20 protein-coding genes and 1 tRNA gene are annotated in these 20,808 nt (G+C 32.6%); 12 read left to right on the top strand and 9 right to left on the bottom strand.

The annotated features are described in order from the left end of the window. From AC5LXI_RS09335 to apt, 4 genes are all read right to left on the bottom strand, one after another. A complete protein-coding gene (locus tag AC5LXI_RS09335) occupies positions 1–1,884 on the bottom strand; it encodes a beta-glucoside-specific PTS transporter subunit IIABC (RefSeq protein WP_493442069.1) in 1,884 nt (627 codons plus the stop codon). A 4-nt stretch (positions 1,885–1,888) separates the two neighbouring features. Further along, entirely contained in the window at positions 1,889–3,337 is a 1,449-nt protein-coding gene (locus AC5LXI_RS09330; protein ID WP_493442068.1) for a glycoside hydrolase family 1 protein, read from the bottom strand. Between the two features lie 325 nt (positions 3,338–3,662). Continuing rightward, positions 3,663–4,499 carry a PRD domain-containing protein gene (locus AC5LXI_RS09325; protein ID WP_493442067.1) on the bottom strand — a complete coding sequence of 279 codons (837 nt, stop codon included), beginning with the start codon at positions 4,497–4,499 and terminating at the stop codon, positions 3,663–3,665. A 189-nt stretch (positions 4,500–4,688) separates the two neighbouring features. Beyond that, entirely contained in the window at positions 4,689–5,234 is a 546-nt protein-coding gene (apt, locus tag AC5LXI_RS09320; protein ID WP_493442066.1) for an adenine phosphoribosyltransferase, read from the bottom strand. Positions 5,235–5,503: 269 nt separating this feature from the next. Between apt and AC5LXI_RS09315 the strand changes: the two genes are divergently transcribed. From AC5LXI_RS09315 to AC5LXI_RS09305, 3 genes are read left to right on the top strand one after another with little or no spacing between them, the layout of a single operon-like run. Beyond that, positions 5,504–6,841 (top strand): vWA domain-containing protein, encoded by a 1,338-nt coding sequence (locus tag AC5LXI_RS09315; RefSeq protein WP_065578706.1) that lies wholly within the window; start codon positions 5,504–5,506, stop codon positions 6,839–6,841. 2 nt (positions 6,842–6,843) lie between these two features. Further along, positions 6,844–8,286, top strand: a complete 1,443-nt coding sequence (locus tag AC5LXI_RS09310; protein ID WP_493442065.1) for a sensor histidine kinase — start codon at positions 6,844–6,846, stop codon at positions 8,284–8,286. A gap of 4 nt (positions 8,287–8,290) precedes the next feature. Next, the gene (locus tag AC5LXI_RS09305) at positions 8,291–8,974 is read left to right on the top strand and encodes a response regulator transcription factor (protein WP_493442064.1); all 684 of its coding nucleotides are present in this window, start codon (positions 8,291–8,293) and stop codon (positions 8,972–8,974) included. A gap of 154 nt (positions 8,975–9,128) precedes the next feature. Here the strand turns inward: AC5LXI_RS09305 and AC5LXI_RS09300 are convergent, their stop codons facing one another. The 3 genes from AC5LXI_RS09300 to lolB all read right to left on the bottom strand — a co-directional run bounded on the left by AC5LXI_RS09300 (position 9,129) and on the right by lolB (position 12,096). Then, entirely contained in the window at positions 9,129–10,187 is a 1,059-nt protein-coding gene (locus AC5LXI_RS09300; protein ID WP_493442063.1) for a bifunctional transcriptional activator/DNA repair enzyme AdaA, read from the bottom strand. Positions 10,188–10,623: 436 nt separating this feature from the next. Continuing rightward, positions 10,624–11,466, bottom strand: a complete 843-nt coding sequence (ispE, locus tag AC5LXI_RS09295) for a 4-(cytidine 5'-diphospho)-2-C-methyl-D-erythritol kinase (protein WP_493442062.1) — start codon at positions 11,464–11,466, stop codon at positions 10,624–10,626. A 9-nt stretch (positions 11,467–11,475) separates the two neighbouring features. Next, complete coding sequence (lolB, locus tag AC5LXI_RS09290; RefSeq protein ID WP_034902600.1) at positions 11,476–12,096, bottom strand: lipoprotein insertase outer membrane protein LolB; 621 nt, start codon at positions 12,094–12,096, stop codon at positions 11,476–11,478. A 159-nt stretch (positions 12,097–12,255) separates the two neighbouring features. Here lolB and hemA point away from each other — a divergent pair, with 159 nt between their 5' ends. From hemA to AC5LXI_RS09250, 8 genes are all read left to right on the top strand, one after another. Next, positions 12,256–13,527 (top strand): glutamyl-tRNA reductase, encoded by a 1,272-nt coding sequence (gene hemA / locus AC5LXI_RS09285; protein ID WP_086362432.1) that lies wholly within the window; start codon positions 12,256–12,258, stop codon positions 13,525–13,527. An 88-nt stretch (positions 13,528–13,615) separates the two neighbouring features. Beyond that, positions 13,616–13,816: a DUF1289 domain-containing protein gene (locus tag AC5LXI_RS09280; protein WP_493442061.1), complete on the top strand. Its 201-nt coding sequence runs from the start codon at positions 13,616–13,618 to the stop codon at positions 13,814–13,816. 118 nt (positions 13,817–13,934) lie between these two features. Beyond that, positions 13,935–14,177, top strand: a complete 243-nt coding sequence (locus AC5LXI_RS09275) for a zinc ribbon domain-containing protein (protein ID WP_034902590.1) — start codon at positions 13,935–13,937, stop codon at positions 14,175–14,177. 99 nt (positions 14,178–14,276) lie between these two features. Further along, positions 14,277–14,363: transfer RNA gene (locus AC5LXI_RS09270), tRNA-Leu, on the top strand. 187 nt (positions 14,364–14,550) lie between these two features. Further along, complete coding sequence (locus AC5LXI_RS09265) at positions 14,551–15,801, top strand: integrase domain-containing protein (protein WP_085166039.1); 1,251 nt, start codon at positions 14,551–14,553, stop codon at positions 15,799–15,801. A gap of 687 nt (positions 15,802–16,488) precedes the next feature. Then, positions 16,489–16,887: a terminase small subunit gene (locus AC5LXI_RS09260; RefSeq protein ID WP_493442060.1), complete on the top strand. Its 399-nt coding sequence runs from the start codon at positions 16,489–16,491 to the stop codon at positions 16,885–16,887. Between the two features lie 546 nt (positions 16,888–17,433). Beyond that, positions 17,434–17,616, top strand: a complete 183-nt coding sequence (locus AC5LXI_RS09255) for a hypothetical protein (protein WP_493442059.1) — start codon at positions 17,434–17,436, stop codon at positions 17,614–17,616. Beyond that, a complete protein-coding gene (locus AC5LXI_RS09250) occupies positions 17,603–18,154 on the top strand; it encodes an acetyltransferase (protein ID WP_493442058.1) in 552 nt (183 codons plus the stop codon). Before AC5LXI_RS09255 ends, AC5LXI_RS09250 begins: the two co-directional genes overlap by 14 nt. A 339-nt stretch (positions 18,155–18,493) precedes the next feature. Here the strand turns inward: AC5LXI_RS09250 and AC5LXI_RS09245 are convergent, their stop codons facing one another. Both AC5LXI_RS09245 and AC5LXI_RS09240 read right to left on the bottom strand, forming a co-directional pair. Next, positions 18,494–18,826 (bottom strand): phage baseplate plug family protein, encoded by a 333-nt coding sequence (locus AC5LXI_RS09245; protein ID WP_493442057.1) that lies wholly within the window; start codon positions 18,824–18,826, stop codon positions 18,494–18,496. A 14-nt stretch (positions 18,827–18,840) separates the two neighbouring features. Then, positions 18,841–19,596, bottom strand: coding sequence for a phage baseplate protein (locus AC5LXI_RS09240; protein ID WP_493442056.1), 756 nt, complete (start codon positions 19,594–19,596; stop codon positions 18,841–18,843). Between the two features lie 180 nt (positions 19,597–19,776). On the opposite strand from AC5LXI_RS09240, the gene AC5LXI_RS09235 reads away from it, so the two are divergent. After that, the gene (locus AC5LXI_RS09235) at positions 19,777–20,727 is read left to right on the top strand and encodes a hypothetical protein (protein WP_091125920.1); all 951 of its coding nucleotides are present in this window, start codon (positions 19,777–19,779) and stop codon (positions 20,725–20,727) included. Positions 20,728–20,808: the final 81 nt, after the last annotated feature.

Here is a 20,808-nt window from a genome sequence, read left to right as displayed (position 1 = left end):
TTAAATCAATTGCATTAATTTATCTTTATAAGATACTTGTGCTGAATCAGTTATATCTATTTTCTCAAATTGTTGATAATTAGTTATCACGATAGGCGTTAAGAGGTTATATCCCTCACTTTTTAAACGATTGAGATCGAATTGAATCAATTTATCACCTTTACACACTTTATCTCCACTATTAACTAAAGACGTGAAATATTTACCTTCCAATTCGACAGTTTCCAAACCGATATGGATAATTAATTCCACCCCCGTATTGGATGTTAAACCGATGGCATGCTTAGTATGAAATAATACGCTAACTTGTCCATCAAATGGTGCATAGACAACATTATCCTCAGGTTCTATAGCCACGCCTTTACCTATAATTTCTTGCGAAAAGGTAGGATCAGGTACTTTATTTATTGAAACTACCTTTCCACAAAGAGGGGAACAAATTGTGATTATTTTAGCATTTTCGGATTCTTTATCTATTTGATCATCAGTTTTCTGGGATTCTTGCAGATCGTATTTAAAAGCTAAACACAAAATAAAACTGCTTATTAAACTCACCATCCCTCCAATGATAATTGCATATAAACTATTTTTATCACCTTGTGCAGAAATATAGGTAGGAAGAGCAAATATATTTGGTGCAGTGAATGCAAAAGTCTTCACTTTTAATAAACTCACAATAATCCCTCCAATTGCACCGCCGATCATTGCTGCATATAAAGGTTTCTTGAGTTTTAACGTTACTCCATATAATCCTGGTTCAGATATACCAAAAAAGGCAGATATTCCGGTGGATAGCGCAATGGATTTATTTTTTTTGGTTTTGTATTTAAAGAAAACAGCAAGTAATGCTCCAGTTTGTGCAAGATTGCTGATTAGTGCAAAAGGGAGCCAGAAATTATCGAATCCATTTGTTTCAATACTTTGAATTGCAGCAGGCATAAATGCATAATGCATACCGGTCATGACTATTAATGGGTTAAAACCAGCTAACAATCCACCAGCTATCGGTCCTGAAACTGAAAATAAACTAATTAATCCTGTTGATAAAAGTTCTCCTATATAAAAACCTAAAGGAGCCAATATAATTAACATTATTGGTACAGTGATAATTAAAACTAATAGTGATTGAAATATAGGAACCAATAATTTGGGGAGTATTTTAGCCACAAATTTATCAATATATCGCATTAGAAATATAGCAAGTATAATAGGTATAATTGATGAACTGTAATCCATATATGGTAATTCTAAACTCATGAAATTAAGAGGCGCTAACTTGTTTAATGAGCCAGAAATCAGAGCTGGAGCCATTAAGACACCAGACAAACAAAGTGCCACATATTCATTAACACTGAATTTTTTGGCACTCGACACAGCTAATAGGAATGGTAAAAAGTAAAATGCTGAATCTCCGATCCATTTAAATACTAGAAAAATACCACTTGTTTCAGGAAATAATTGGCAAGTTGTAATGATTGCAAGCACCACTTTCATCATTCCAGCCCCAATAATAGCGGGAAGAATTGGCGAAAAGATGGAGGTAATGGTTTCAATAACGTTATTGATAATGCTTTTAACCGTTATTTGGGATTTTTCATAATTTGACAAACTTAATTCATCAAGTGGCTTTTCAAGATTATCTTTTAAGAGATTGCTTATTTCTTTTGTTATAACATCAACATTTTTGCCGATTATGATTTGGAACTGAGATGGAGTTTGTTGGATATTAATTACTGCCAATAAACTTGTTAATTTATCTTTCTGAATTAAAGAACTGTCTCTCAAATTGAATCGAATCCGAGTCATACAATTCCATACGCGTAAAATATTATTTTTACCACCTACATAATCAATAATTTTTTGGGCTAGTTCAAGATTATCCATAGGTTTATTCTCCCAAGCATGCACCATTGGTCGCTATTACATTTTTATACCAGTAGAAAGATTGTTTTCTATAACGTTTCTGGCTGCCATTTCCTTTATTATCAATATCAACAAATACAAAACCATAACGTTTTTCCATCTCTTGCGTAGAAGCGCTTACCAGATCGATTGGTCCCCATGCACAAAATCCAAAGATCTCCATGCCATCTTTTAAGCACTCATTCACTGCTATTAAATGTGCTTGTAAATAGGCTATTCTGTAGTCATCATTAACTGTCTCATTAATTAATTTATCATGCATTCCTAGTCCATTTTCAGCAATTAATATTGGTTTTTGATATCTATCCCAATAACATGATAAACAGTTATACAACCCTTTAGGATCTATAGCCCAACCCCATGGGGTTGCATCAATAAATGGGTTTTTCTTTGAAGAAGCGTACGAGGTAGAAAACTCTTTAGATTGGTCAACTGATACCATTTGTGAGAAATAATAAGATATTGCTAAGAAATCTAAAACGTTATTTTGTAATAGGGTTTCTTCCGATTCTAGTATTTCGACGGCTAAATTATTCTCTTCAAAATAACGTCGAATATAACCAGGATATTTACCTCTAAATTGCACATCAGTGTGATAATAATTTAAGCGATTATGTTTTAACGCTAATAATACATTATCAGGATTGGCATTTTCTGGATAAGCTGTTAAGTCAGCTAACATAGAACCAATTTTTACATTGTATTTTTGTTTTGTTGCATATTTTTTCAGTAATGCACTTGCAACCATTTGATTATGTACACCTTGAAATTTAGATAATTCATAATTATCTGTTTTATCAATACAGGTACCAACAGATAAAAATGGTTCAATATGCACAAGATTAATTTGATTGATCGGGATCCAATATTTTACTTTTGCATGATATCTATCTAATAAGGTTTTTCCAAATATTTCATAAAGTTCAATAGTTTTTTTATTTTGCCATCCTCCAAGTTCTTCTGTGATATATAATGGAATTTCATAATGTAAAATAGTTATTATTGGTTCTATGCCATTTTTAATAATTTCATCTATTAAATCATCATAAAATTTTAGACCTAGATCATTAGGATGTGAGGTATCAATTGTAGGGTAAATTCTTGCCCAATTAATTGATATTCGCAATGTCTTAAATCCCATCTCTTTTAAGTATTTAAGATCGTCTTTATAAGTATGATAAAAATCGATGCCATGTCGTTTTGGGTAATAACCTTCTTTATCAAGTTTGGCAAATTCAACTTGTTTGGATGTCATATCGCTCGAATGTAATTTTGAGTTATCTTTATCTGGATTGTATATAAATAAATCTGATAAACCGATACCTTTACCATCTACGTTCCATGCTCCTTCAATTTGATTTGCAGCTATTGCGCCGCCCCATAGAAAATCATTGGGAAATAATGTGTTATTCATAGTTCAACTCCTTAAATTCGAACAAAAAAAATACCTAAAGCACAATGCACAATTGCATCCACTTTAGGTATCGCCTATATTAGTTTCAAGTAACAATCCGTTAAGTTGATTAGTTTAATTTTTGTGTTGCTAAACTCTTATCATGCTTAAGTTCATCCAACAAAAATAGTTGTTGTTGAGCTTAAATATTGAGTCCAAAAAAATACCTAAAGCACGACATAACATTGATATGTCCACTTTAGGTATCGCCTACATTTTTATGTAGTAACAATCCTTATATTAAATTATTTGTAGGTATCGCCCATATTTATCTATGGTCACAATCCTATTGATTGGTTATTCTATATAAATAAACGAAAAGATAAAACCTTTCATCTTCAGATATATTAATATTCTGTTTATTCTTAATATAGCTGACAATTTTTTTTACGCATTCATAACATTGATGATCTTTCTGTTTTAAATCATCAAAAAAAATTGAATCATTTTCCCGTTCATTATATTGATTTTCGTTGAGAATTCTTTCAATAAATGTTTTTAAATGCGATAAGAATCTATCATAGTAGACATTATTTTTATTAAGTTCAACTGAAAAATGAAATTCGACAATCTTTAAAATGTCTTTTACCATTCGTGGAACAGTTTGTACTTCAAATTTGGATGATAATAGATTTTGTTGACCATTAACCAAATGTAAAGTAATAAAAGTTGCTTCATCATCGTCAAAAATAATATTTTTCTTTTCAAAGATTAAATTGACAATTTTTTTGGAAGTTGAATACTCTTTAGGGTAAATTTTTTTAATTTCATTTTTTAATGGGTTTTTAACATTTTCTCCGCGATTATTTCTTAATATGGCATGATAAAGGTGATCAGATAAGGATAGTAGAAAATATTCATTGAACTTATAGCCTAGATCATGCTCTACAAATGCGATAATTTCTTGGGTAAGTTCTAGATATTCTGAGGGTACGTCGGAGAGGGTATTAATTAGTATATTTTGGTTGCTTTCAGTAAGTACAAAGGTTTTTTCAATTTTGTTTTCATCAACAACATCACCTTTGCTTACTCCAAAGCCTAAACCATTTCCCATTACTACAACTTCATGTCCATTTTTATCAACGACAACTGCGTTATTATTAAACTTTTTTAAAATTATCATAACATTCACCCAAGCAATACTCATTTGAGGGATAAGACTTACTCCTATTTATAGTAGCAAATAATAGCTATATAACTAGAGATTTAATAAATTTATTTATAAACAAATCGAGGAATATGAGTGATGTTAGCGTAAAAGGGGATTGGTGTTTAATTTTTTAGGGCGACAGCTCGCCCTAAAAAATAAGTGTTATTCACCGGCGAAATCGACTAAGGTATAACAATCAATGCCCATTTCGGTTAATTTAGCTTTACCATGTAAATCAGGTAAATTAATGACAAATGCGGCATCCTCAGCAATACCACCTGCTTTTTGGATTAATTTTGCAGTAGCGGCAACAGTGCCTCCGGTTGCAAGTAAATCATCAATAATTAAAACTCTTTCGTTAGGTTTGATCGCATCGCAATGCATTTCTAATGTATCAGTACCATATTCGAGTTGATACTCTTCTCTAAATACGTTACGCGGTAACTTATTCGGTTTTCTTACTGGTACAAAACCAACACCTAAGGCTAAAGCAAGGGGGGCGGCAAAGATAAAACCACGCGCTTCAGTACCTACAACTTTATCGATTTTTTTATCTTTATAATGTTCAATTAAAAGATCGACAGCGGTTCGAAAAGCGATTGGGTTCTCAAGTAAACTGGTGATATCACGAAACAAAATACCTTGCTTAGGGTAGTTGGGGATGGTGATAATACTATTTTTAATAAGTTCAAGTTTTGATTGAGTCATTGTAAATGTTCTCTAACTATTCTCTTTAAGAACGAATAATTTTTTATTATATACCGATGCGCTTTTGGCTGGCAATAAACAAACGGTTAATGCACCGTAAAATCTAGAGATTGATTAGTTTAAGTACGAATAGGGATATTTTTTAGTAATTATTTATCTTATTTTAATTTTGTGTTTTTACAAATTTTTACAATTAAATACATTAATTAGACAGTTTAGTTTGCAATTAGTGAATAATTGAATAAACTTTATACAAGAAGGAAAACACTATGAAATTTATTAAAATATTTGCCATGCTAAGCTTTTCAGTGTGTAGCTTATTTAGCCATGCGCAACCAATTAAACAAATTCAAGTTCGTTCAGAATTGTCTTCACCAATTATTCTAGAAGGTAATCCAGAAGCAAATTACTTAAAAATCTCGTTAACTGGTCAAAAAGTTGATACCAACAAACGGGTACCGCTCAATTTAGCTATTGTTATTGATAGATCAGGTTCAATGGGTGGCGATTGCATTGAAAAAGCGAGAGAAGCAGCTATTTTTGCGGTCAATTTGTTGAATGAAGAGGATACATTATCTATTGTTGCCTATGATAACGAAGCAGAAGTGATTGTTCCAGCAAGCAAAGTAAAAGATAAACAAAAAATCATTCAACTTATTAATAAGAAAGTTATTGCTGGTGGTGGAACGGCCTTATTTGCCGGTTTGAGTAAAGGAATTAAGCAAGTTGAAAATCAGCTTACCAAAGATAAAGTTAATCGTATTATTTTGCTCTCTGATGGTCAAGCTAATGTTGGACCAAGTTCTGTCAATGAGCTATCTGAGTTGGCAATTATTGCAGCGAAAAAGAATATTGCGATCACCACCATGGGGATTGGCTCAGGTTATAATGAATTATTAATGTCATCGATCGCCAGTTATAGTGATGGTAATCATGTATTTGTCAATAACTCATCAGAGCTTGAAAATGTGTTTGTTCACGAGTTTACTGATGTAATGTCCACAGTTGCTCAAGACGTTGTCATTACTATTCAATTGAAAGAGGGTGTTAAACCGGTGCGTCTACTTGGTCGCGATGGGGTGATTAAAGGGAATCAAGTCACGGTTAAAATGAATCAACTGTTTTCAAATCAAGAAAAATATGTATTGCTAGAGGTGCTTCCGGAGGAAGGAAAAGTAGGTCAAAGTAAGACATTAGCTGAAATTGATTTAAAATATGATAATTTATTGGTCAATAAAGCAGAACATGAAACTCAATTGGTTAGCATTGCTTATACTGACAATAAAAAATTAGTTCAAGATTCTATAATTCAAGATGTTTTAGCTGAGTCAGAAATACAGAAAGTGACTCTTGCGAATGAAGAAGCTTTGTCGCTTTACGATAAAGGAATGCATGCGGAAGCAGAAGAAATGCTTATGCAAAATAGTAGTAGACTAGCATCATTTTCAAACATGATGATATCACCTTCATCAAAAGCAAGAATAAATAGTCAAATTGAGAAAAATAATATTATGGTTGATGCAGTTAAAAATCAGGATAGCAATGTTTCCCGTAAAATAATGACTGAGCAACAATTTCAATCCAAAAGTAATGTAATTAAAAAATAGTTATGAAAAAATTAACAACGATTTTATCTTTATTGGTATTAATGGCATTCATCAGCTATTTAGGTTGGCGAAGTGTCGAGCATGAAGTTTTGTTGCGTGAAAATAATCAAACCTTACTCGTGAAAAGCCGTATAAATAATATCAAATTATCGATTGAATCGTTGTTAAATCAGCGTATTTCTTATCTTAATAGTTTGGCATTACAAATTGATAACAACTATGCTAAAGCTGAATATTTATTAGGTACAGAAGCTGATATTAAAAATATTTTTATCATCAACAAAAATAGGATTTTATTTTTAAGTGATTTTGATGATTCTCAATGGCATAAATTAGTTGAATCAATTGCTTTAGATAATTCTGTTTTGCTCCATCAACAAGATCATTCTGAACAATTTGAACCAAGTTCTGGTTGGTATCAAATGTATAACCACTTAATTTATTGGTCAATTAAGTCGGATAATATTATTGGTTTTGAACTTTCCAATATAAAATTTTCATTTGATGTTATCAGTTTATTAGATAAACAAGCTTTTGAGGATAATTTTAGATTATCCGACGGTGATAAACAGATTTATAGCAATGGGGAAATTTTTGATAATGAAATTTCGATTGTCCTTGATTATCCCTTACAAAATTGGCATTTAACTTATTATTATCTCTCGCCAAACTTAGTTAATTTATATCTGCTAGGTGCAGGTGTTATTGGTTTATTCCTTATCGTTCTGCTTGGACTTATTTGCTATGCCTATCGAGAATATAGTCGAACTTTGCGTTTAGCAAAACAGCAGGTGAGTTTTGTTGGACAAGTTTCACATGAATTTAAAACTCCTTTGACCAATATCACGCTATATTCTGAGATGTTATCCGAGTATTTAGAAGATGAACCAGCGCCAATTCCTGATTATCTACATATAATCAGTGCTGAAAGTAAACGACTAACTCGATTGGTGCAAAATGTTTTAACTTTTAATAAGCCAAGTCGTCTAAATATAAAACCAGTAAATTTAACCATACTAATTAGACAGATATATCTAACCTTTAAACCTATTTTAGATGCTAAATCATTACAACTGAACATCATTACTCTTGAAAATGATTGTATTGTCAATACTGATGAAGATTGTGTAATGCAAATTCTCAATAATTTTTTGAGTAATGCCGAGAAATATGCTTTTAATGGTAAGCAGATTGATTTATCTTTAACCAGAAAAGAAAAACAGGTGACAATTACGGTTCGTGATTATGGTGACGGTATTGCTAATCATCTGTTGAAACAGATTTTTGAGCCATTTTATCGAGTCAATTCATCGATAACCGAAGGAGTTTCGGGTACAGGAATAGGTTTGACGATTGCCAAGCAGTTGGCTAATCAGATCCAAGGTGAAATTAAAGTTATCAATCAAAATCCAGGGATGGTATTTTCACTTATATTAATGGAGTAGTAAAATGAAAATCTTAATTGCAGAAAATGACAAGCATATTCTTAATGGTATGTCAGATCTGTTAGAAAAAGAGGGTTATATTATTATTAAAGCCGGTAATGGTAAAGTCGCTCTAGAGTTATTTGAAAAATACCACCCTGATTTTGTTATTTTAGACATTATGATGCCCGAACTTGATGGCTATTCAGTCTGCCGTACAATCCGTAAATTAAATGAAGATGTACCAATTTTATTCTTATCCGCTAAAGATGAAGAGATTGATCGGGTAGTTGGTTTAGAACTTGGTGCTGATGATTATATGAATAAGCCTTTTGGTATTCATGAACTTAGAGCGAGAATTAAGGCTATTGCTAAACGTTATTTAAAATTAAAAAACTCTAATACTTCCCAAGAGGATTATTTTCAATTTGGTGATTTAAATGTTTATCCTACTGAATTGTACGCCAAAAGAAATGATCAGATTATTGAATTAACTTTACGAGAAGTTAAAATTTTAGAATGTTTATACCAAAATAAAAATCAAGTTGTTACTCGAGATATGCTTTTTGATTACGTGTGGGGATATAATTATTTACCTAATAGTCGAACTCTTGATCAACATATTTCAAAATTAAGAAAACAAATAGAAATTAACCCAAGCATACCAACTTTAATAAAAACAGTACATGGAATTGGTTATAGACATTAAATTTGCCATACACTCTATTGAACGGAGTTTTTCAGAATTTTAAGTAATTTCTGAAAAAGAGATGACGTTGTATAAAGCAATTTTCTTCTATAGTTTTTACAATATCATCTAACTGAGCATATTGATTGACTCATAATTATTTTTTGAATAATTATCAGTTTTTACGATTTTTATTTTCATGTTCAATTAACCATTTTTTTCGTTCCAACCCACCGCCGTAACCAATTAGCTCTCCATTCGATCCTATTACTCGATGACAAGGAACAATAATTGCAACTCGATTACAACCATTAGCATTGGCTACAGCTCGAATTGCCTGTGGATTATTAATTCTTTGGGCTTGCTGTTTATAAGTGGTCAATTCTCCATAGGGAATGTGTTTCAAGCAATCCCAAACGGTTTGTTGAAACAGGGTACCTGGTGTATGTAAGGCAATGGTAAAGCTTGTTCTTGTTCCTGCAAAATATTCGGCAATTTCAACCTTAGCTTGTTTGATATGTTTATTTTCGCCAAAAATAATTTTCATTTTAAGTAGGCGTTGTAGTTGTTCAAATTCGGTTTCGAGCATTCTTCGATCTACAAACTCTAATAGACAAATTCCTTGGTTTGTAGCACAGATAAACATTGGACCTAAAGGGGTTGTTAATCTGTCGATTAAGATCACGTCTTGCTTATCGTCTGATGAAGGTGATTTTTTCATGATTTTTTTATAGGTATACCCAAATCCGCTTAAAGAATTGTAACCAGTATCCAACGCAGTGTTAATAACATTTTTTCCTGATTTTAATTCTTGAAAAGCATGGTTAATTCGATACATTCGTTGATAAGCATGGAAAGTAATTCCGTAATGTTTTTTAAACCAACGGTGAATAGTTTCAGGACTTAAGTTATTTTGCTTTAATTGATAATCGGTGATCTTTTCTTTGGGATGATTATTAATCATTGCGATGGCTTTAATTATCTCTTCGGGCGCTTGATTAGCATTTTCGGTTGGTTTGCATATTTTGCAAGGTTGATAACCTGCATCAAGCGCAGATTTGAATGAAGAGAAAAATTCAACATTGGCAAATTTCGGTTTTCTTGCTCGGCAAGTTGCAATACAAAATACCGAAGTGGTTTTGACACCGACATAAAAGATCCCAATATAGCTATGATCTCTTTCAAGTAAAGCTTGGTAATAAGTCTCTTTTTGATTAGGGTTAGTTATTAGCATTTAATTCTGTCTTGTCTAGTAATTTCGAAAATTTATGACCTAAGCTTATTAAAAATGCTATACGTTGTGCAACCGAAAAATTGACAACTATTTTTATTCACTTTCTTACTAAGTTTTTTAGTTGTTTAATAAAAATAAATTGCTAAAATGATTATTATCAATCTAATATTGATACATCACTTGTTATCACTAACGGTTTTTATTATTAAATAGTCATTCCTTCGTTCTGGTAAAGATGAAAAATGGTTAAAATCAAACTTAGCAAAACAAGGTTATAAGAGTTTTGAAGGTCTTTATTGTGTGGAATATTATGATCATCGACTTTTTGTAATACCTAATGATGAAGTAAAATGAGTTTATGTTTTTATAGCTAATCACAGACCATATAAATTTAAATCACTTATATGGTCAATGATTATTGCTTTAAGAAAATTATTTAATTAGTGTACAGTGGTGATGAGTTTAATGATTTAGCAATAAAGCTTTTTACGGAGCAGGATTTAAGTTCGTTCTGTATTGACAACGCATGTTGCTTTGACTCACAACGTGTAAAAACACAAGCACCGGTGCCAGTTAATCTGGTTGGAGCATATCGCGATAATTGCTGAATAAGGTTATCAATTTCTGGGAAACGCTGACGCACTACCGCTTCACAATCATTACTAAAATCATCAATAGAAATTGACATCAGTTGTTCAATGCTACGCTTAGGTGTATTTCGTGGCAAATTTGGATCATTAAACACCGTGACCGTTGAAATTTCTATATTAGGGGAGCTGACTAAATACCAATATTGGGGAATATCAACTTGTTGCAACTGATCACCAATACCTTCTGCAAAAGCAGCATGCCCATAAATAAAAATAGGTACATCGGCACCAATTGTGCTACCTATTTCCATCAAAGTAGTTTGCGACAGATGTAAATCCCATAATTGATTTAACGCAACCAGCACTGTCGCTGCATTTGACGAAGCGCCACCGAGTCCTCCACCCATGGGGATCATTTTATCTATGGCAATATCTGCACCAAGCTTATTATTATTCACATAAGATTTTAAACGCTTAGCGGCTATAATAATTAGATTTTTATCTTCAGGAATATTATCAAATTGGGTTAATAGATTAATTTGCCCATCATCACGAGTCGTAAGGGTCAATTTGTCGCAAATATCAATAAATTGAAACAAAGTTTGTAAATCATGATAATTGTCTGGGCGTCGCCCAGTTATGTATAAAAATAGATTTAATTTAGCTGGTGATAACCATTGATTCATCATTATTATCCGTTATCGTAAGATCCAATTGCTAATTTTCAAACGAATTAATTCATCATCATGAGAAAGTTCAATGATAGCAGGTAAATCAATTTTTTTATTTTTATAGTTATAAGTAGAGTAGCTGCTAATCTTTAGTGACCATTTATTGTTATTTTGCATAAATGAGGTGGAAGATAATCTGCCTGAGCTGTCAATTTTATCAGCTTGACTATCATCAGAAAAACCTTTCAACCAATTATGTAAAGAATTAAGTGGGATATTAACATTGGATATTTTCTTCATTAATAGCTCCACATTAATATCCTGGTAGCGAGCGCCATTGTTATCAATTAATTCGGCGTAATTAGGTTCGGCTTTTAAGGTTAAAATATTTGTGCCAACTGGCGTAGTTAATTTTACGTCATAATAATTTTCAGACTGCTGTGTAATAAGAAAACGACCATAACTTTTAGTTTTCGTTCCTATATGAGCAATACTACCATTAACTTGAAATGAATTAATTTGTGCAAGAACTTGTTTATGGTTTTGCCATTGCTGTTCTACAGATACATTTGTTTGATATTTAGTTGTTTGGCACGCACTAAGTATAAACGGCAGAATGAATACGAACAAATATTTAATTTTAGACATAAATTAACTCTTTAGTTGTGTATGGTCAAAAGTAAGGCGTATTATAGCTGATAATTGGTTGAATAAGAAAAGGTAACTGAAATTAACCTTTATTATTTTTTTTAGGTATAATGAGTTCTTAATAAAAACTTTACAAACTATTATAAAAGAATCAATGCAATGTCTATTACTGTATTAGGTGTCAATCACAAAACAGCTCCCGTTTCTTTAAGAGAAAAACTGGCTTTTTCTACTGAGGTTATTGATAAAGCATTATATAGTTTATATCAGCACCCTTTAATTGCTGGTTGTGCCATCCTATCAACCTGTAATCGAACCGAAATATACTTAAGTTATGATCATGAAAGTGATTTTCTGCGGGTAAGGCAATCGGTTGAAAATTGGTTAGCACAATATCATAGTATTGATTTGGCTTTATTTAAGTCATCTCTTTACTGTTATGATGGTCGGCAAGCAGTTGAACATCTTATGTCGGTAGCTTGTGGCATTGATTCATTAATTATTGGTGAACCGCAAATTTTAGGTCAAGTTAAACAAGCATATAGTTTTTCACAACAAAACAATTGTTTATCAACGGAATTGGAAAAACTTTTTCAATCCATTTTTCATGTAGCTAAAATTGTTCGTACTGAAACGAATATTGGCGCCAATACTGCATCGGTTGCTTATGCTGCTTGCCTAGTGGCGCGTGATGTTTTTACTGATACGTCTGCATTAAGTGTGATGTTAGTTGGAGCTGGTGAAACAATTGAACTAATTTCACGTTATCTCAAACCTCATGGTTTTAAACATGTCATTGTTGCCAATCGAACTCGAGACAAAGCATTAAAATTAGCTTCATCTATTGAGGCTGAAATCATTTCATTACCGGATATAGCTAATCGGCTGAAAGATGTTGATATTGTTATTAGCTCAACTGCTAGCCCATTACCTATCATTGGTAAGGGGATGGTAGAGCGCACTATGCATGAGCGAAATAATAAAAAGATGTTATTTATTGATTTAGCTGTACCTCGAGATGTTGAATCAGAAATTAGCCAATTGGAAGATGTGCATCTATTTACTGTCGATGATCTACAACAAACGGTACAAAATAATCTTGAGCAACGTGTAATCGCAGCCAATGAAGCCAAGTACATAATTCAAGAACAAGCAGAGCAATATATTGATTGGTTAAAAACACGCCATGCGGTAGAGTATGTTAAACAGTACCGTAATAACGCTCAAACTATCAAACGTCAATTAGAATTAAAAGCATTAAATGCGATCAAACAAGGCGCCAATATTGACGATGTTATTTTTGAATTTTCGCATAAATTAACCAATAAACTAATCCACGCACCGACTCAAACACTGCTTGATGCAGCAACACATGATTGTGATGATTGTTTTAAAGTCTTAAGTAAAGGATTAGGCTTAGAAGATAATTAATATTTGATTGAATCTACAAAGGATGATGTAGTTATTGGACCAAATTGAATTTTTTGACATACCAAATCCTTGCCAAAGAGTATGTCAAATGGATAGGCAAGGGTATTGTATAAAATGCTATCGTTCTCGAGACGAAAGATTTAATTGGCGAAATTATTCTAATCATCAAAAACAAGAAGTTTTGCGGTTATGTAAACAACGGGCCATAAGACGTTATTATCAATTTTTACAACAGCAACGACAACAAAATAACCAAATTACCTCTTCTCAAATCGATTTTAATTTTTGATATTTAAACATCTATTTTTTTCATAACTTGTAATTCAGCTCAACTCGGAGTAGCATTTTTAAGCATATTATTCTGGTTTTGTATTAATTACCTTAGCTAATTAATGGGGATAGAAAATATGAAAATGTGTATTGCATGTGGTATGCCCATGACGGCTATTGCTGATTATCCTCTGCATGATATGTCAAAAAACTACTGTAAACATTGTGCTCATAATGATGGAACAATGAAATCATTTGACGAAAAATGGCACGAGGTAACACTTAAGTATGCCAATAATCATAATATTGATTATTCTGTTGCCAAAGAGACCGCTTATACAATTTTAAAAAAATTACCAGCCTGGAAACGCAGATGGTAGTAGAATTTTTAGGCAACCAACTGCATTTAGAATAATATCTGTTGCAGATATTGCAAAGCTTAGTATAATTGCCAACGTTTACTTTTTTACACTTCTAATGCCAGTGTGGCGAAATTGGTAGACGCAGCGGATTCAAAATCCGCCGCCCTTAAAAGCGTGTCGGTTCGAGTCCGACCACTGGCACCAATTCAATAATCAGTAACATTCTTTTAAATCCAACAAAGCACACCCAACCCAGTAATAACAAGCCTTAAAGTCTATTTTATTGCCCATTAAGTATCAGTAAGGTACATTTACAACCAAAATTTTTAGGACTATATTAAGGACTATGCAAACATATTAAAATAATTTCATAGTCCCATAAGAGAAAAGTATGCCTAAAAAAGTAACTCCAATGACGGATACACAAATAAAGAATGCCAAGCCACAAAGTAAGGATTATCCTATTTATGATGGAAATGGTTTGCTTTTACTTATTAAGTCAACAGGAGCAAAAATATGGCAATTCAGATATTACCGCCCTATAACTAATAATAGGACTACTGTAAGCTTCGGAAGTTATCCAGAAGTTTCGCTACAGCAGGCACGAAAACAACGAGATGAAGCACGCGAATTAATTAAACAAGGGATAGATCCACAACATCACAAAGCGGAACAAGAACAACGTAAGCAAGAAGCTTGTAATAATACCTTTTACGCTATGGCTGAGAAATGGTTCAAATTCAAAACAGAACAAGGTTTAGAAGAACAAACGCTCAAAAAGGCTTGGCGTTCATTAGAAAATCATGTTTTCCCTTATATAAAAGATATTCCAATAAACCAAGTAACAGCTATCAAAGCGATTAACGCATTACAGCCATTAAATAACAATAATAAATACGAAACAGTAAAAAGAGTTTGCCGGCGAATTAATGAAATAATGTATTATGCTGTCAATATGGGAATTATCGATAATAACCCTCTAGCCAAAATCACCGACGTATTTAATAGCCCGAAAGTAAAAAATCAGCCAACTATTCCCCCTACTGAGTTACCACAGTTCATGCAAGCTTTAGCTATGGCAAAGATTGAATTGCAAACTAGATGCGTGATTGAATGGCAGTTATTAACATTAACGCGACCAAGTGAAGCCGTAGGGGCTAAGTGGGAAGAAATTAATCTAGATAAAAAATTATGGAGTATTCCTGCCGAACGCATGAAAATGGATAGACCTCACAATATACCCTTATCACCGCAAGCAATAAAAATACTTGAGATAATGAAATCTATTAATCATAAAAGTGAGTTTGTTTTCCCAACAGCAAGACCGCCTTATAACAAGCCAATGAGTAGCCAAACCGCTAACATGGCAATAAAGCGCATGGGATATAAAGATAAGCTTGTTGCGCATGGCTTAAGAGCTTTAGCTAGTACCGCTTTAAACGAACAAGGCTTTAATTATGATGTCATTGAAAGCGCGTTATCGCATGTAGATAAAAACGCAGTAAGGCGAGCCTACAACAAAGCAGAATATGAACATCAAAAGCGTATTATGCTTGACTGGTGGGGTGACTTTGTTGAGCAAGCAAGCCAAGGAAATGTCTCACTATCAGGTAACCGCAATTTAAAGTTAGTTAATCATTAACCATATCACGCTATTCATACCGTGCCCCATATTTGGGTTACAAACTTCAATTCTCCATAATAATCACTCCTCATATCTGAGGGGTGCTTTTTCAAATGTCACCCTTTACTTACCCAGTCATTAGGCTGTTTTTATGCTTACCTCCCCATAATCTTAAACTTTTAATATAAAGTGTTCACTACTATTCACTAACCTAATATTAATTTATATATATCAATATATTATATACTTATTATATATATTTTTTGGTGTTCACTAGTATTCACTACTGTTCACTACTATACACATATTAAAACAATCTTGATCCTGTAATTAACCAATTGAAATATAAATATATTTATATAGCGTTATTTTCTCATTAAAATAAAATAATTATTAATCATAATGTTAAGTTAGGATGATTTTAAGGTTGATCCAGAGATATTATTAGAGGAAAAGAATAAATGCTCTATGGTGATTTCCACCATACAGGGAGATTATGGAAAAGGTAACATTAAAAAAAACTAAAAAAATCGGGTTAGCGTTAAAATGAATGAGGGTGGGCGGTTTTTAGGGCTTAAAGCTGTAGAGATTTATTACCCCCTCCTCTTGGTTGGCTTAGTGAATTTTTGGACACGTTAGAAAACAATCTAATAATTCGCCTTATTGGATTATAATAGCTTTATTATTAGTAAGTTAGGTGGCAATATGGCAGGACGAAAATCGAAGATAAAGGACACGTTAAAACTAGGGCAAGAGTATTTGCATAAACAGGGCTATATTAAAAATGGCGAAATCATTCCCTCTATGGCTGGACTGGCTTTATATGCTAACTGTTCAAGGTCGAGTTTATATAATTATGCGAGTTCAAGCGAAGAATTTAAGGACCTGCTAGAACTTATCAAAGCGCGCCAAGAAGTGGAGTTGATTAATAAAGGTTTAAAAGGTGAGTTTAACGCAAGTATTGCCAAATTGATGCTTGCTAATCATGGTTATTCTGAAAAGCAGACATTAGATCATCAATCTATGGGAAGTAGCATTATAGCCAAATCTAAACCAATGCGCATAGAACTAGTATCGCCACCACCAAAGGATTTAACCGCCTGACAAGCAAAGAGCATAAACTTGTTGCCTGCTCAAGTTTTAGATGCTCAAATTGAGCCACTTCCTATAGAATTTAAATATCCGAAAATCCATTTAATATATAATCCCTAGTACTTATATAGGTATCCATTCAGGTATCCAGTGAAACTACTTTAAATTAATGGATACTAATCTAAGCAAAAGCGGTAATAATTGCTAATGCTTGCTTCCACAGAAAATGGAGACAGTTATCTTTATTATGAAAACATCTTATAATTATAGTCTTTTTTATGGAGTTGAATTTAAAAAAGCCCGATAGGATAGGGTATTATTATTTTGCTGATAAACGTGCTTTATGCTTTGAAGTAGCGCGACGGCTTAAATATTTATTGCTATTTTTTGCAAATGCTCTCATTTATTTACCCTAAAATGTTATTTTAATTCTGTAATTTTAACATAATTAAGTTGTGTTCATATATATTCAGTTATATATTGTTAAGTGCATTTTGATATAGTATAATCTGCACCCCCCCGATATTTTATCGTTCTTTATTATGAGGAGGCAATTACATGGCTACATCATCATTTAGCAAAACGTTTGTTTTGGCTGAGCCTCGTGATATTAATGTATTTCGGGAACTAGAGAAAGCACAAAGTACGATAAAAACTCGCGATAGAGACGATAAAGCAGAATCCCAAAAAGCAGTAAAATTATTTTCTAAAGTTTTAACCCGAAAAAATGCTCACGGTTAATCTAGATGAACTTATTAATGAATATGACGAGGGGGAAATAAAAAGCCTCCTTTGTTGTTTTTCCTGCCCTAGAAATAAGGATTTACAAGATTTTTTATGCAATTCAGCAATAGAATTTAGCAAAAGGAACGTATCAAAAACCTATCTTATTATCAACGAAGATAATCTTGATATTCTCGCCTATTTTTCTTTAGCATTTACATCAATACAATCAAGTGATTTTGAAATATCTAAAACATTAGTATCTAGTATGGATGGCTTTAATAAGCACGCTACAGAAATAAAAGTTCATTTGATTGGTCAAATTGGTAAAAATTTCGCAGTTGAAAATAATCCTATAAATCTTGGGTTAATATTACAAGAAACTTTCACAATAATTAAACAAATCCGCGCTATGGCTGGCGGTAGATTTGCTATATTAGAATGTAATAATAATCCCTCATTGATAGCACTATATAAAAAATGCGGATTTAAAATATTGCCTACCAAAGAAGATGGTGATCATCTTATCACTATGTGTATAAAAATTCCTGATTAGTAGCCTCAATAATTTCATACCTAAAACAATTTAATGCATATAAACACAGTGCTATAACATATCTAAAAGCATATAACTTTATTATTTGTGTCGTAGCTGATTTATTGACAATAAAAATAGATATCCAAACAAGTATCCAGTAAAAAGGTATTTAATAAATGGATACCAATTTAATCATAAAAGGCAGTTATTTTCATAATGAAGATAACTTATAAATCGCTTTCATGGGGTTGAATTTAAAAAACCCATCAAAGAACTTACAACTATCTTGCTACCGTGCGAGCCTGATGCTTTGATGTAGCGCGATGGCTCAAAATTTGCCTACTTTTTACGTTTATTTTAAAACTTTCTAAGTGACTCACGCCATTCATCCTTAGACATTATCACGATCTGCATCCTATTGTTAAAATCCTCTTTAGATATTGAGTTAACGCCGCGCCCAGATTTATCAATCAAAACTAACACAAAAGGCAAGTTAAACTCTATTAGGGACGGGCTACCAACCGATAACCCTTTATTTTTCGTAATAAATTTATTTTTATCAATGTCGAATAAATCAAATTGATAGCCTCGCAAAATAGAGTTATAGCGCAGGGTTATCCTTAAATTCATATCGAATAATGATACTGTTTGCTCTAACACGTCATCTGATGTTGTTTGTATAGTATGCATTTATATATTCCTATTTAAATAATGCTTCGTAATCTATCAAGAACCGCGCGCTTAGCCTCACCCGTGACCTCCTGTGGCTGGACTCTGCCCAGATTGCGAACTTTCGGCTTTTGCATTTTAAAACCATTTGCAATTTGAGTTTCGACGATAAATATTTCACGAAATGTTATAATAAACTCGCCGGCTGTATTTTGTTTTTGAGTCAGTCCTACTGAGGTTATGACCATATTTTTATATTGCCGTGAATTTGTCTGTAACGTAACCGGCTCACCGCTACGTTGTATTGCTAACAGTTTTTCATGGGCATCACTGATGCGGTCTGATGACAGATTATTGAAACTTGGTGTTTGAAATTCGGGGATAAAATCAGCAACGGCATTATTAACTGTTTTTTCGATAGTCTGATAATGTGATTCATAATACTGTCGCAGTTTTTTCTCCGCCTGTTCCGTTATAGTTCTGATTTTCATTGGTAACGGATATTCAGAATCACCAACTCCGAGCAGTTTATCAATTGAAGCCGTTATTGAATCCGTTATTGAATTCTGCTTGGTTTCATAACTAACAACAATGCCATTAACAGTAACCTCTTTAGGATCTAACACTGCATGATCTGCAATATTAGCGCCGTTCTCTATCGGGTTTTCTGTTACTCTTAACTTTGATGTGTGTTGCTCTACAGTGTTGATATCAAGATTAAATGTGAAATTATCACTGATAATTAACCCAAAGTTATTTGATGATTTATTTAATATAGATTGAAAGGTCATTATTCTTTCCTAAAAATTATTTACCCCTCCAATTTTACCATGATTATTTTCATGTATATAGATACAGTGCTATAATGTACCTAACTGTATGTTAATGTATTATTTGCGTCTAGGCTGATCCCCGAACATTCGCAACCCTAGCGAACTGGCGCAAATATCTATTAGGGGCGTGAGGGGCGTATGAATCATTCTAAATTACTGACATTAAAAAGATATGTGACCTTATCAGAGGCTGCTGAACGATTAACTAGATTATTTGGGGAATCAGTTACAGTTATTGATATTTTAGAGTGGGTTTTAGATAAGAAAATAGTTTTATCGGTTAAATTTCCTTATGGAGTAAAAGTAATTGCTTGTAAATACGGGGAGCATAGGCAGCTACAAAGTGATTTCGATAGAATGATATTTGGAATGTTTCATGCTCCCAAAGAGCTTAGAAATGAACATTCAAGAAATACAGAAGAATATAAAAAATTAGAGATGGAATATTTAAAGGATCGATATAAACATCTGCTTTCTAATCTACAAGAAAAATATGAAAATGAACAGCCAGATATATATCAAGAATATTTAAAATATAAAGACAAATTCACATTTGATTTTTATATGGAAGAGCTAGTTTTAGTTACAAAAGGAACTATTGGTAAATCATTTTATTTAGATAAGGATATTTATGATTTTCCTTTGGTAGGAACAGAAAGAGCTTGGATTGAAAATCTTATTTCTTCATTAAAACAGCATACTGTAGTTGAACGATTTGGGATTGATGGTAGCTTTCTTCTCGATGAAGATGGAAATATTTTAAGTCTTAGAGAGCGGTTTGAGAATAGCCCAGAAGATTATCCTGCAGATAATTTACCAGAGGATCATGAGTTGGTTATTACGACCAAGCATTTATTAGAGTTTGAACAGTCTTTAATGGGAAATGATGATAGTATTGACTATAAATATTCACAATTATTACTTGCTTCAATATTGAAAATTTTGAAAGAATCTAGCCCTAAAAAATGGACTCAAGGGGAGTTATCTGATTTGATTTCAGAACAATCACAATTCAAGGGATTAGGAAAAAGGAAAATTGATTCTTTCTTTTCTCAATGTAATAAATTATTAGATAATTCAATAAAATAGGCTACTAATATTTTGCATGCAAAAATTTAATTTTGTGTGCAATGATATATTTTATTAACAGTTATATCCTTTACCTGTCTT

The organism is Gilliamella sp. LMG 34361 (assembly GCF_984569075.1).
The sequence above is the reverse complement of the archived record's forward strand: the minus strand, read 5'-3'. Positions and strand labels throughout refer to the sequence as shown.